Source organism: Bacillus sp. LSHTCR4, from assembly GCF_057197025.1.
Window position 1 is genome coordinate 131314 of the sequence record NZ_JBXUNO010000003.1, and the last position, 13783, is coordinate 145096.

A 13783-nucleotide genomic window follows, 5' to 3' on the forward strand; every position below is an offset into this window, starting at 1 on the left:
AAAAATCTCTATACAATTGTATTAAGATAACTGCTTCCACTTCGTTCCTAAAACAGGACGCTCGTAATTTTGTATTTCATGAATTAATTTATCGGCCGTCTCAGCTGAAACGATTAACTCTTTATTTGACGGATTCATAAATCCTTCTTCCGCTGCACGTTCAACCATTTGCAGAATTGGTCCGTAAAAGTCTTTTATGTTCAATAAACCAACTGGCTTATTATGTATACCAATTTGTGACCAGCATACTACTTCAAATAGCTCTTCAAACGTTCCATATCCGCCTGGCAGTGCAATGAAAGCATCCGCAAGCTCTGCCATTTTCGCCTTGCGCTCATGCATTGTTTCTACTTCAATTAGTTCTGTTAACCCTGTATGAACAATTTCTCCTCGGAATAGACCGCGCGGCATAACACCTGTTACACGCCCGCCTAAACGAAGAACTTCATTTGCTACTTCTCCCATTAATCCAACACAAGAACCACCGTACACAAGCTCATACTCGTTCTCAACAAACATTTTCCCTAACGCTATTGCCTGCTCTTTAAACTCTGGTCTCTCCCCTAAGTTGGAACCTGCAAACACACAAATCTTTCTCATCCTTACACCCCGAAACTATATATTGTTATGATACAATGAACATTGTACAACATATTGAGGGGATGAGAAAGAAATGGATATCGTTGCATTTCAAAGATGGGTTGAGGAATTTTACGAAAAACGAAGCTGGTCACAGTATAATGCTTTTATTCGCTTAAATTTCTTAACAGAGGAAGTTGGGGAAGTTTCACGCGTTGTTCGCGCAATCGAAATCGGTCGTGATCGTCCTGATGAAGACGCGAAAACAGAAGAAGAGCTAAAACAAGAACTAAAAGAAGAACTTGGTGATGTACTATCTAATCTTATTATTCTTTCACAAAAATATGATTTAGATTTGCAAGACATTATGGACGCACACGTCACAAAGCTTTCGAAAAGGTTTGAAACATCTAAATGAGAATATTATCAATTATGATATAATATTCTTGTCACAATACTAAGGGGGATTTTATGTTATCTAAAAAATTGCACGACGCACTAAACGATCAAATGAACTTTGAGTTTTACTCTGCCCACGCTTATATGGCAATGGCTGCTTACTGTACAGCCGAAAGCTATGATGGATTCGCTAACTTTTTCCTTGTACAAGCTGAAGAAGAACGTTTCCACGCAATGAAGCTTTACAACTACATTAATGACCGCGGTGAGCGCGCTATAATTACTGGATTTGATAATCCGAATAACGAATATGAATCTGTACTGAACGCTTTTGAAGTAGCACTTGAACACGAGCGTGAAGTAACGAAGCGTATTTACAACTTATCTGACATCGCTTGGGATGAGCGTGAGCACGCAACGATTACATTCTTAAAGTGGTTCGTCGATGAGCAAGTAGAAGAAGAAGCTTCATTCGATAGCATCATCCAAAAATTAAAACGTATTACAAGCGATTCAAACGCATTATTTATGCTAGATGCTGAATTAGAGAAACGTACATTTACGCCTCCAGCTGAGTAATATTTCAATCACCTTAATGAATGGATTAAGGTGATTTTTTTATTTGTTCTTTTCTAAGCTCAATAACCTTAGCCATATCCTTCTTATAAAGCCCTGCAACCTTTTCAACAAAATTACTCTCAGTAAACGTCCCATCCCCCACCCCTACTATACTTAAATATCCATGTATAAATTTCAAAAACGCCCTAGCATCTTCTCCAGTTAAACGATTAATGTTATCTATAACCTCATCAAGTTCCTTTAAACTATCCTGTTCTTTCAACCTAATTCCCCCTCTCTGTATTATTTATCATACCAAAATAAAAAAGCCGTTCATCCCTCTAGGCGAGAGATAAACGACTTCTTTACTATTTATTAAAGCATAACCCCAACGATAATCGCTGATAATATACTTACTAACGTTGCACCGTATACAAGTTTTAGTCCGAATGATGATACAACGTTCGCTTGTTTGCCATCGATACTCTTCGTTGCACCTGCGATAATTCCGATAGATGAGAAGTTCGCAAATGATACAAGGAAGATAGATAAAATACCTACTGTACGAGCTGATAAATCGCCAGCTACTTTTCCAAGGTCAAGCATTGCAACGAATTCATTTGTTACTAATTTCGTTGCCATAATTTGTCCTGCTGTTAACATCTCTGATGTTGGAATACCCATTACAAATGCTAATGGTGAGAATACATATCCTAAAATGCTTTGGAATGTGATTCCGAAAATTGAATCGAATACACCGTTAATTGCTGTAATTAATGCTACGAAACCGATTAACATCGCCGCTACTGTTACAGCGATAGAGAAACCAAGCATAATATATTCGCCTAACATTTCAAAGAATGTTTGTTTCTTATCTTCTTGCAACTCTAAAATATCGTCTTCTTCTTTTACTTCATATGGATTAATGATATGAACGATAATGAATCCACTGAATAAGTTTAGTACAAGTGCTGTTACTACATATTTTGGATCAATCATTTTCATGTAAGAACCGACGATTGACATCGATACTGTTGACATAGAAGATGCACAAAGTGTGTATAAACGATTTTTCGGTAATTTGCTTAATTGATCTTTTACTGTAATGAATACTTCACCTTGACCAACAATTGCAGCTGCTACCGCATTATATGATTCTAGTTTTCCTAAGCCGTTAATTTTACTTAATAGGAAGCCGACTGCACGAATGATAATCGGTAAAACTTTAATATGTTGTAAGATCCCGATTAATACTGCTAAGAAAATAATTGGTAATAATACTGTTAAGAAGAATGGTGCTTGTCCATCATTTGCTAAACCACCAAATACGAAATTAACCCCTGCTTCCGCAAATTTTAAAATAGCGCCAAACCCATCTGCAATCCCTTTTACTAATACAAATCCGACCTTTGTATTTAGTAAGAAATATGCAAGCACCAATTGAATGACAAGCATAAGTGCAATTGGTTTATATTTAATTTTCTTACGATCTGAACTGATAAGGAAACCTAGTACAAATACTACAAGTAAACCGACTAGAAACATTACTATTTTCATATGTGAATCCTCCACTTCTCCCACGAGTTATTGGTCGTATAACGTATAACGAATGACGTCTGACCATTGATGTTAAAAAAATTTAAAACCCCTAAATACTATTCAACTGTTATCTAAAATCAGTAAGCGTTTACATAAATTGCAATTTATTAAAGGTAGTCTCTTCTCTCCTACCATACTTGAAAGTCTGAAATTGATACCACCTACAAATCAAATTGTAAGCGTTATCTAGGTGAAATGCAATATAAATTTTAAAAGATTTTCATATGTTAATATATTCCTAATTAATTGGTTTTTTCATGAAAATTTACCATAAAAAATAGCCCTAGCTATGAGCTAGGGCCATCTTTTTCTATAACATAACACCAACGATAATCGCTGATAGAATACTTACTAATGTCGCACCGTACACAAGGCGTAGACCGAATGATGATACTACATTTGATTGATTTTCATCGATACCTTTCGTTGCACCTGCGATAATTCCGATTGATGAGAAGTTCGCAAATGATACAAGGAATACAGAAAGAATACCAACTGTACGAGCTGATAAATCACCAGCTACTTTTCCAAGATCAAGCATCGCAACAAATTCGTTCGATACTAATTTCGTTGCCATAATTTGTCCCGCTGTTACCATCTCTGCTTGCGGGATACCCATTACGAATGCTAAGGGTGAGAAAATATATCCTAAAATAGCTTGGAATGTAATACCGAACATTGAATCAAATAAGCTATTAATTGCTGTAATTAATGCTACGAAACCAAGTAACATCGCTGCTACTGTAATCGCGATTGTGAAACCAAGCATAATATATTCACTTAACATTTCAAAGAATGACTGTTTTTTCTTATTTTCTAATTTCAGTGTATCTTCTTCTTCTGTAATATCGTACGGGTTAATAATATGAATAATAATGAAACCACTAAATAAATTTAATACAAGTGCTGTTACTACATATTTTGGTTCGATCATTTTCATGTAAGAACCGACGATTGACATTGATACTGTCGACATGGAAGATGCACATAATGTATATAAACGATGTTTTGGGATTTTACTTAATTGATCTTTTACTGTAATAAATACTTCCGCTTGCCCAACAATGGCAGCTGCTACTGCATTATATGATTCTAATTTTCCTAGACCATTTACTTTACTTAACAAAGTACCAATAGCACGAATAAATATAGGTAAAATTTTAAAGTGTTGCAGAATTCCGATTAAAACGGCAAAGAATACGATTGGTAATAACGCTGTTAAGAAGAATGAAACCTCTCCTTTATTAACAAGGCCACCAAATACGAAAACGATTCCAGCTTCCGCATATCCAAGAAGCGCGCCAAATCCATCTGAAATTCCTTTTACTAAAATATAACCAACTTGTGTATTTAATAAGAAATAAGATAACGCTAGCTGAATAACAAGCATAATTGCGATTGGTTTGTACTTAATCTTCTTTCGATCGGCACTTATAAGAAAACCGAGTACAAATACAACGAGTAATCCTACAAGAAACATAACAAACTTCATTAATAAAATCCTCCATTTAACTCTTCATTAACGTTGAACGTCTGACCACTCAAAACAAGAAATAATCCGAACTTTCCATTCCTCCTCCAAAATCTTCAATCGGATAGGAAAAATCATAAAACCTCTTGTTTCAAAGGCATTTTCCATTCTAACACAAATCACAACTCATATCCGCACTTTTCTTAAAAAAATTACATTTTATTATAAAACATCTATTAATGTTCGTCTTTTACCATTTGCAAATAGCTGAATAAAACAAAAAAAGAGCATCAAGTTTCACTTGATGCTCATCTCATTATACCGCTTTTTCTTTATCTGCTACTTGCTCATCCCAGCACTCTGTGTTTTTCAGACCAGGAATAGAATTTGCATAGAAGACTGGATCTTTTCCTTGTTTCTTCTGCTTAATATAATCTGATAACGCTGCGAAAGCGTACTTAGAAAGGAATACGATTGCCACTAAGTTAATAACAGCCATAATTCCCATAAATAGATCTGCTAAATCCCAAACGATTTGAATTGTTGCTACAGACCCTAACATAACCATACCAAGTACAGCAATGCGGTATGCATTTAATAGCACTTTACTTCCATTTAAGAATTCAATATTTGTTTCCCCATAGTAGTAGTTACCTACTAATGAACTGAATGCAAACAAGAAGATTGCTACTGCTACAAATATAGAAGCCCACGGGCCGATATGCTGACTTAACGCTTGTTGTGTTAATTGTATACCATTTAAATCAGCTGCATTATGCACATCTGATAAAAGAATAATAAATGCTGTACAACTACAAATTAATAATGTATCTGTAAATACCCCTAAAGTTTGAATGAAACCTTGTTTAACTGGATGCGTTACGTTTGCAGTCGCAGCCGCGTTCGGCGCACTACCCATACCTGCTTCATTTGAGAATAATCCGCGTTTTACCCCTAATAAAATCGCAGCTCCTAATCCTCCACCTACTACTTCTTTAATTCCGAAAGCATGTAAGAAAATTTCTTTAAATACATACGGAATTGCCGTAATGTTTGTTACAACAACGAATAATGCCACTGCTACATAAATAATTGCCATTACTGGAACAATCATTTCAACCGCGCGTGCAATTCGTTTTACTCCGCCGAAGATAATAACTGCTAGTAAACCAGCCATTACAAGACCTACTAATCTACTGTCTGTTTTGAATGCCCCATCAAAAGCAGCCGCTACAGTATTAGACTGTACAGCATTAAAAATTAATCCGAAACTTACTGTTATTAAAACAGAGAAAATAGCTCCAAGCCAGCGCTTATTTAAACCCTTTTCCATATAATAAGCTGGGCCACCACGGAACGCATTTCCATCTTTTACTTTATAAATTTGCGCTAATGTGCTCTCTACAAATGCAGAAGCACCCCCAATTACCGCGATTAACCACATCCAAAATACTGCTCCTGGTCCACCTGCTGAGATTGCGATAGCTACACCAGCTAAGTTACCAGTACCTACACGAGAAGCTGTACTCATACAAAATGCTTGGAATGACGATACACCGCTCTTCTCTTTTTGCGCCTTCCTCGTTTTCGAGCTTGCCCCATCCCCAAGCAATCGAATCATTTCACCGAAGTAACGAACTTGGACAAATTTCACACGAAATGAAAAATAGAGTCCTAACCCAATTAACATCGCAATAATGATATATGACCAAAGGACATTATTCACATCCCCAATTACCTTAGCTAAAAAATCCATAATTGCATTGCCCCCTCTTCCTAACAATAAGAAAATTATATTCTAAAAACTCTTAGTAATCAAGAGCTTTATGTCAGGTTTTCTAACATGATAGAGTTAACTTATTTAACATACGTGTTTTTTTACGTAAAATTATAACCAGTACGCGCATTTATCCAAGACTAAATTACTCACCCTATGCGACCAGTCATACCTTTAAGACAGTACGTTCTCTACAAATAGCATGAGAAATGAACAAATAAAAATTATATTAATCATTACCTCTCACTCTTTTCATCATTTACTACAACAAAAAAACGAGCACCGAATTCATCTCGATGCTCGCCTTTTTATTATACTGCTTTTTCTTTATCCGTTACTGCTGACTTATCCCAACACTCTGTGTTCGTTAAACCCGGAATAGAATCTGCACGGAAGACTGGATCTTTCCCTTGTTTCTTTTGCCTTACATAGTCTGCCAATGTAGCATATGCAAATCGTCCAAGAAGTGTAATCGCAATTAAGTTGGTAATTACCATTAGACCCATAAATAAATCTGCCATATTCCATACAACTTGAAGCGTTGCTACAGAACCGAATAATACCATTCCAACTACCGCAATACGGTAAATTGTTAACCACGTTTTGCTTTGTTTAATGAATTCAATATTCGTTTCACCATAATAGTAGTTTCCTAAAAGCGAACTAAATGCAAATAAGAAAATAATAATCGCTAAGAAACTGCTTGCCCATGGACCGATTTGTGAACTTAACGCATTTTGTGTTAATTCAATACCTTCTAAATTTGTTGCTTTATATGCACCAGAACATAGTACGATAAATGCTGTTGATGTACATACTAAGAATGTATCTACTAAAACGCCGATTGTTTGAATAAAACCTTGTTTCGCTGGATGCGTTACATCCGCTGTGGCTGCCGCGTTCGGCGCACTCCCCATACCTGCTTCGTTCGCAAATAATCCGCGCTGAATACCATATTTCATCGCCGCACCGATACCGCCACCTACAGCTGAATCTAAACCGAATGCACCTTTAAAGATTTCCGTAAACACATCTGGTATTAAATAGAAGTTTTTAATGACAACAAAAATAGCTACAGCAATATAAATAAGCGCCATTGGCGGAACAATCATTTCTGACATACGTGCAATACTTTTTACACCACCAAAAATAATAACCGCAACTAATGCAGCTAATACAATACCAACAATATAACGCTCTAAACCAAATGCATTTTCAAACGCTAATGTTACTGTATTCGCTTGTACTGAGTTAAAAATTAAACCGTAACTAACTGTAATAAGGATAGAAAACCAAATTCCCATCCAACGCTTATTTAAACCTTTTTCCATATAATAAGCAGGACCACCACGGAAGCCACTGCCATCTTTTACTTTATAAATTTGCGCAAGCGTACTTTCTACGAAACTTGAAGAAGCCCCAATAATCGCAATAACCCACATCCAAAATACAGCTCCAGGTCCTCCCATAGATATAGCTAATGCTACACCAGCTAAGTTACCGATACCAATACGAGCTGCTGAACTCATACAAAACGCTTGGAAAGAAGATACACTACCTTTTTTACGCGTCTTTCCAGTTAATCCATCACTCATTAGTCGAACCATTTCCCCTAAATGAGTAAGTTGTACGAATTTCAATTTAATAGAAAAATAAAGACCTAAACCAATTAACATCGCAATAAGAATATATGACCAAAGAATTGTATTTGTTGATGAAATAAATTGCTCTAAAATATTCATACAATTAACCCCTCCTTTTCTCCATAAAACGAATTATATTTAAAAAACATTCAAAAATCAACATTTTTCGACAATTTGCAATTTCCAAATATTAGCCAGGCTCACAGTAACAATATCTTTATGACTACCCTCCCTCTAACTGTGCATACTAAAACCAAAAATAAATTCACAAACAACCCTATTGACAAAAACACTAACCTGTAACTATAATCATTACAACGGGTTGTAACAAATCTGATTACAACAAATTCATTTACTTTCAGATATACACTTTAACAAAACACTTTGGAGGGATTTATTATGAAAATCGGAATTATCGGAGCAACTGGTAAAGCAGGAAGTCGTATTTTAAAAGAAGCATTGGATCGCGGACATGAAGTAACTGCAATCGTAAGAAACGCTGCAAAAATTACAGAAGACAATGTAAAAGTTTTAGAGAAAGATGTATTCTCTCTTACATCTAACGACTTACAAGCATTCGATGTAGTTGTAAATGCATTCGGTGCTCCAGCAGGCGAAGAACACCTTCACGTAGATGCAGGAAACGTACTTATTGAAGCTATGAAAGGTGCACCAAATACAAAATTACTTGTAGTTGGGGGCGCTGGAAGCTTATTTGTAGACGAAGAGAAAACAACACGTGTATTTGAGACACCAGGTTTCCCGAAAGAATACCTTGCAACTGCTCAAAACCAAGGTAAAAACTTAGAAATTCTGCAACAAACAAATGACATCACTTGGACATTCATCAGCCCCTCTGCACTATTCGCATTAGGAAAACGTACTGGTTCTTACAAAGCTGGTAAAGACAATCTTCTTGTGAACGCAAAAGGTGATAGCTACGTAAGTTACGAAGACTTCGCAGTAGCAGCACTTGATGAAATCGAAAATCCAAAACATGTAAACGAACGCTTCACAGTAGTTTCTGAAGCTGAATAATAAAAAAAGCTCGTAAAACATTATGTTTTACGAGCTTTTTATTATTTTACTTGTTCTAAGCCATTCAGAGTAATCTTGAAGGAAGTCTCTTTAAATTTCTTCGCGTCTCCTTTTCCAAGTAACTCACCAGTTTTATACCAACTTAAACGATCAGATTCTGCATGATACACTTTTATCGTATCCCCATACTGGAATGGCGTACCGTTTACTTGTTCTGCAAAATTCTTTGAAGTTTCTTGCCCTTCCGCAGTTACATGCTTTTTCTCTTTTCCGTTTTTATCATATAACGTAATTCCCATGTATAATTCATTGTTAAAGTAACTATGAATTTGTTCATTTGTAGACGTTACATGTAGTTTCTTATCATCATGATTTAACGTTACAATAGAACGAACAACATTACTAAGCCCTTGATATACAATACTATCTCCATATGTTACTTCTACTGGCACTTCCGTTACTTTCTTATTGCCAAAACGGTCTTTCGTTTCTACTTTTACTGTTTGTTTACCGATTTTTGATGTATCTAGTTTTCCTACAAAACCAATTACTTCTCCATCTTTTACTTCAACAAAGTTTTTTGCATCTAACGTTTCACTGTTTGTTCCGATTACTACTTTTTGCGGTATAGCTGTTACTTCTTGTTACGCTTCCATTCTCTCGAAACCTTGCTCTGTCACTTTAAAGGATACTTCATGAACACCATACTGCGCATTCATTAGTTCATTCTTTTTATACACTTTAAATCTATCAAACTCTCTTTGGTATACCTTTGCTACATCACCGTATTCAAAAGTCATTCCATTAAATTGTTCTGCAAATACTTTCGTATTCTCCGATGCTTTTACTGATAAAGCTTTCTTCTCTTTTCCATCTTTATCATATACAGTCATCCCCATATACTTCTCATCTGCAAATGAAGTATGCATCGGACCTTCTGAATCTGTTATGCTAAATTTCTTTTCTTCATGATTTAATGTAACAATCGATTTAATATTCGTTCCGCCGTACCATGTACCGAAGAACATAATGCTATCTCCGTAAATTACTTCTACAGGAACTTCTGTCACTTTTTTATTACCAAAGCGATCTTTCGTTTCTACTTTTACTTTTTGTTCACCGATTTTTGTTGTATTCAGTTTTTCTACAAAACCTACTACTTCTCCATCTTTCACTTGAACAAAGTCTTTTGCATTCAACTTTTCAGCATTTGTTCCGATTACTACTTTTTGCGGTACTGTTATTACTTCTTGCAACATATCCATTTTCTCAAAGCCTTTTTCTGTCACTTTGAAGAATAGTTCTTTTGCCCCTTTTTTCTCACCTTGACCAGTAAGATTGTTATTTTGATACCATTTCAAACGATCTGGTTCCGCATGAAATACTTTCACTACATCTCCATACTCGAACTGCATACCATTCACTTGCTTCGCAAAGTTCTTTGAAGTTTCTTGCCCTTCTGCCGTTACATGTTTTTTCTCTTTTCCTGCTCCATCATATAACGTGATTCCCATGTATAGCTCTTCATCAAAATATTTATGTATTTGACTATCCATATCAGTCGCATGGAATTTCTTATCATCATGCTTTAACGTTACGATTGAAGCAATATCATTGTCATATCCCACATATGCAATACTATCTCCATACGTCACTTCTAATGGTACTTCTGTCACTTTCTTATTTCCAAAACGATTCTTCGTCTCTACTTTTACTTTTTGTTCACCGATTTTTGTTGTAATTGGTTTCTCTACAAAACCAATTACTTCTCCATCTTTCACTTCAACAAAAGCTTTTGGATCTAACTTTTCAACATCTGTTCCGACTACTACTTGTTGAGGTTTCGCTGTTACTTCTTGCAACATATCCATTCTCTCAAAGCCTTTTTCTGTCACTTTGAAGAATAGTTCTTTTGCCCCTTTTTTCTCACCTTGACCAGTAAGGTTATTATTTTGATACCATTTCAAGCGATTCGGTTCTGCGTGGAATACTTTCACTACATCTCCATACTCGAACTGCATACCATTCACTTGCTTCGCAAAGTTCTCTGATGTTTCTTGTCCCTCTGCTGTTACATGTTTTTTCTCTTTTCCTTCTCCATCGTATAACGTGATCCCCATGTATAGCTCTTTATTAAAATACTCATGAATTTCGCTATCCATATCAGTTGCATGAAATCTCTTCTCTTCGTGCTTTAAAGTTACGATTGAAGCAATATCATCGCCATATCCTGCATATGCAATACTATCTCCATAAACCACTTCTACTGGAACTTCTGTTACTTGCTTATTTCCAAAACGATCTTTCGTTTCTACTTTTGCTGTTTGTTTTCCGATTTTCGTTGTAGTTGGTTTTTCTACAAAGCCAATTACCTCTCCGTCTTTCACTTCAACAAAGTTTTTCGCTTCTAGCTTTTCTACTTCTGTTCCGACTACTACTGTTTGTGGCTTTGCTGTTACTTCTTGCAATGATTTTACTCTTTCAAATCCATTTTCAGTAATTTTGAAGAATAATTCTTTTATTTCTTTATTTTTCCCTTCTCCCACATATAAACCTTTTTGATACCAATGTAAACGTGAAGACTCTGCATGATATACTTTCACCACATCACCATATTCAAATGCTAACCCATTTAATTCCTTGGCAAAAGCTTCTGTATTCTCCAAGCCTTTTACCGCTACATTTTTCTTCTCTCTTCCTTCTTTATCGTACAGCGTGAACTCAAAATACTTTTCATCTTTAAAGTAATCGTGAATTAAATTTTTTGTATCTGTTGCACTAAATGTTTTCGTACCATGATGTAGAGTTACGGTTGACTTCAAGTCTCCCCCCCAGGTATAGTTCAATCCATATACAAGTAGGCTATCCCCATATCCAACATTCACTACAACTGGAATGAAATTCTTATTTCCTTTTCCATCTACAATTTCTACTTTTACAGTTTTTTCTCCAACTTCAGGCTTATCTTGCATAATCACACCTGTTGTCTTTACACCTTCTCCTAAATTCTGTACAAGTTCCTTTGCTTTTTCCTCATCATATGTAGTACCGATTACTATATTTTGTATTTTTTCATTATTTGGCTCGCCATATGGAGCTTCGTATAACTCAATTTGTTTTTCACGAATTGGATTACTATCTGTAGATAACCAAATTTCTTTTTCTAATTTTGGTAAATTTAATTTTTCAATTTTTTCTCTTGTAGCATCATTTGCACTTAATCCCCATTTATCAAAGAAAGGAATTAAATTTTGTCCTGCCACTTTTGACGTCATATAAATAAACATCTGCTTTTTCTCTTCATCCGATTTAGGCAGTTCTGTATCATGTAACAAACGATACATTTGATGTAAATTCGGATAGAATTGATCCCCATAGGCTAAATGCAACTGCCAAAACATAACTAATTTCTCAAATTCATTCATCTTTTCTTGTGCATCCGGTTTACCTAAATAAGCAAATGCAGCTTCATAGCGCCCCTCTTGCTCTAACCTTGTTTTATGACCGAATGTAGTTTGAACTGCCAAAGAATAAATATTAACGGTTACTTCTCCAAGTCCATCCCATAACCAAGTGTCTTGTTGATGTTGATGTCCAACTTCATGCCAAGGCCCCCATCCATCATTAGTTAACTCTTCTAGATTTAGTACTGACTCTAAATTGCCTTTACTATAAGCTGTTCGATAATAAGTCGCATACATATAATCGTCTGTATACCAGTCTTCAACAAAATGAATGGAATGTTTACCTTGATTCGCAACACCCGCACCATCTTTTGATAAACCTGATATCTTATGTTCTATATTAATTATTTCATCGTGCTTCTTTAATAGCGCAGCTGGATCTTCTTGCTTCAAATGTTCCGCCACAGTTTCAGGATGCATAGTTAATAAACTATTTTCTCCCTTCATTTCTATTGCATATGGATCAGGGTTTTCTGCCAACATACGCTTCCAATCTTTTGTCGTATGCTTTCCTAAAATAAATAAAGGATTTGGTGTACCACCTTTTTTCACTTTAGCGACTACTTCTCCTGTGTTGTGATAATTGTAAAAGTATAATAGTCCCCCATTTGAAGAAGAAATTTTATTCTCCCCAGGATGTAAATTGAATTGTTTAGGTTCTTCCTTTTCATAAGAATGTGTACCAATATAAGCTTTAATCTGTTGAGTCCCTTCTACTTGAATAACTACTTCTTCATCTGGCTTTACATAAATGCCCGTTGGTTCATAAGGAGAAAAACTCATTCCACGCTGATGCAACTCACGCATCCCTTCTACATCACCTTTTGGCAGCAATTGGTACACTCGCTCTTCTTGCTGTTTCTCCTTGTCTTCAACTGCCATCTCTGCATACACCCTAGGTAATTCAAGTCCATATAGCGTTAACAACGTAGCTAAACAAACACCAGCTACCAATACCCTACTCTTTTTCTTCTTCGACATAATCTGTGTCCCCTGTTCCTTTATTTAGAGAAACTATCCTATAAATCCATTTAATAAAAAATCCTATTATTTTTATAAAAACATTTAATGAATAGACGAACACCTCGCGCACCTGTATCTATTACTACCGCATTTCCCTCCATGTATTCGCTTTCTTACATTGTAAAATTTTTATGTAATATGCCCTCCTCACTTCTCTCTATTTGTGATGAGTTCTTCTCTTTGTACATAAAAAGAGAATAGTAAAAGATACACTTTAGTATTGTCATCTATA

At 35.6% G+C, this 13783-nt stretch carries 9 protein-coding genes and 1 pseudogene; 3 read left to right on the plus strand and 7 right to left on the minus strand.

From position 1 onward, the window contains the following. Positions 1 to 21: 21 nt before the first annotated feature. The gene (locus AC2CGR_RS20270) at positions 22 to 600 is read right to left on the minus strand and encodes an LOG family protein (RefSeq protein ID WP_463668865.1); all 579 of its coding nucleotides are present in this window, start codon (positions 598 to 600) and stop codon (positions 22 to 24) included. A 73-nt stretch (positions 601 to 673) separates the two neighbouring features. Here AC2CGR_RS20270 and AC2CGR_RS20275 point away from each other — a divergent pair, with 73 nt between their 5' ends. Beyond that, positions 674 to 997, plus strand: coding sequence for a MazG nucleotide pyrophosphohydrolase domain-containing protein (locus AC2CGR_RS20275; RefSeq protein ID WP_000355748.1), 324 nt, complete (start codon positions 674 to 676; stop codon positions 995 to 997). A 53-nt stretch (positions 998 to 1050) separates the two neighbouring features. Then, a complete protein-coding gene (locus AC2CGR_RS20280) occupies positions 1051 to 1557 on the plus strand; it encodes a ferritin (RefSeq protein WP_000949392.1) in 507 nt (168 codons plus the stop codon). Positions 1558 to 1582: 25 nt separating this feature from the next. Here the strand turns inward: AC2CGR_RS20280 and AC2CGR_RS20285 are convergent, their stop codons facing one another. The 5 genes from AC2CGR_RS20285 to AC2CGR_RS20305 form a co-directional block, all read right to left on the minus strand. Next, positions 1583 to 1819 carry a hypothetical protein gene (locus AC2CGR_RS20285; RefSeq protein ID WP_087968625.1) on the minus strand — a complete coding sequence of 79 codons (237 nt, stop codon included), beginning with the start codon at positions 1817 to 1819 and terminating at the stop codon, positions 1583 to 1585. Positions 1820 to 1911: 92 nt separating this feature from the next. Continuing rightward, positions 1912 to 3093 (minus strand): NupC/NupG family nucleoside CNT transporter, encoded by a 1182-nt coding sequence (locus AC2CGR_RS20290; protein ID WP_000706847.1) that lies wholly within the window; start codon positions 3091 to 3093, stop codon positions 1912 to 1914. A 352-nt stretch (positions 3094 to 3445) separates the two neighbouring features. Then, positions 3446 to 4627, minus strand: coding sequence for a NupC/NupG family nucleoside CNT transporter (locus tag AC2CGR_RS20295; RefSeq protein ID WP_000673852.1), 1182 nt, complete (start codon positions 4625 to 4627; stop codon positions 3446 to 3448). A gap of 295 nt (positions 4628 to 4922) precedes the next feature. After that, entirely contained in the window at positions 4923 to 6362 is a 1440-nt protein-coding gene (locus AC2CGR_RS20300) for an alanine/glycine:cation symporter family protein (RefSeq protein WP_087968626.1), read from the minus strand. A 332-nt stretch (positions 6363 to 6694) separates the two neighbouring features. Further along, positions 6695 to 8125 (minus strand): alanine/glycine:cation symporter family protein, encoded by a 1431-nt coding sequence (locus AC2CGR_RS20305; RefSeq protein WP_484481095.1) that lies wholly within the window; start codon positions 8123 to 8125, stop codon positions 6695 to 6697. Between the two features lie 300 nt (positions 8126 to 8425). Between AC2CGR_RS20305 and AC2CGR_RS20310 the strand changes: the two genes are divergently transcribed. Continuing rightward, the gene (locus AC2CGR_RS20310; RefSeq protein WP_000689881.1) at positions 8426 to 9064 is read left to right on the plus strand and encodes an NAD(P)-dependent oxidoreductase; all 639 of its coding nucleotides are present in this window, start codon (positions 8426 to 8428) and stop codon (positions 9062 to 9064) included. A gap of 41 nt (positions 9065 to 9105) precedes the next feature. On the opposite strand, the pseudogene AC2CGR_RS20315 reads toward AC2CGR_RS20310, so the two are convergent. Further along, a pseudogene (locus tag AC2CGR_RS20315) lies at positions 9106 to 13509 on the minus strand (putative mucin/carbohydrate-binding domain-containing protein). Positions 13510 to 13783 lie beyond the last annotated feature (274 nt).

Bases quoted from the DNA above. Each gene is read 5' to 3' on its own strand.
- AC2CGR_RS20270 (WP_463668865.1), bottom strand. From the start codon at position 600: ATGAGAAAGATTTGTGTGTTTGCAGGTTCCAACTTAGGGGAGAGACCA.
- AC2CGR_RS20300 (WP_087968626.1), bottom strand. From the start codon at position 6,362: ATGGATTTTTTAGCTAAGGTAATTGGGGATGTGAATAATGTCCTTTGG.
- AC2CGR_RS20290 (WP_000706847.1), bottom strand. From the start codon at position 3,093: ATGAAAATAGTAATGTTTCTAGTCGGTTTACTTGTAGTATTTGTACTA.
- AC2CGR_RS20310 (WP_000689881.1), top strand. From the start codon at position 8,426: ATGAAAATCGGAATTATCGGAGCAACTGGTAAAGCAGGAAGTCGTATT.
- AC2CGR_RS20275 (WP_000355748.1), top strand. From the start codon at position 674: ATGGATATCGTTGCATTTCAAAGATGGGTTGAGGAATTTTACGAAAAA.
- AC2CGR_RS20305 (WP_484481095.1), bottom strand. From the start codon at position 8,125: ATGAATATTTTAGAGCAATTTATTTCATCAACAAATACAATTCTTTGG.
- AC2CGR_RS20280 (WP_000949392.1), top strand. From the start codon at position 1,051: ATGTTATCTAAAAAATTGCACGACGCACTAAACGATCAAATGAACTTT.
- AC2CGR_RS20295 (WP_000673852.1), bottom strand. From the start codon at position 4,627: ATGAAGTTTGTTATGTTTCTTGTAGGATTACTCGTTGTATTTGTACTC.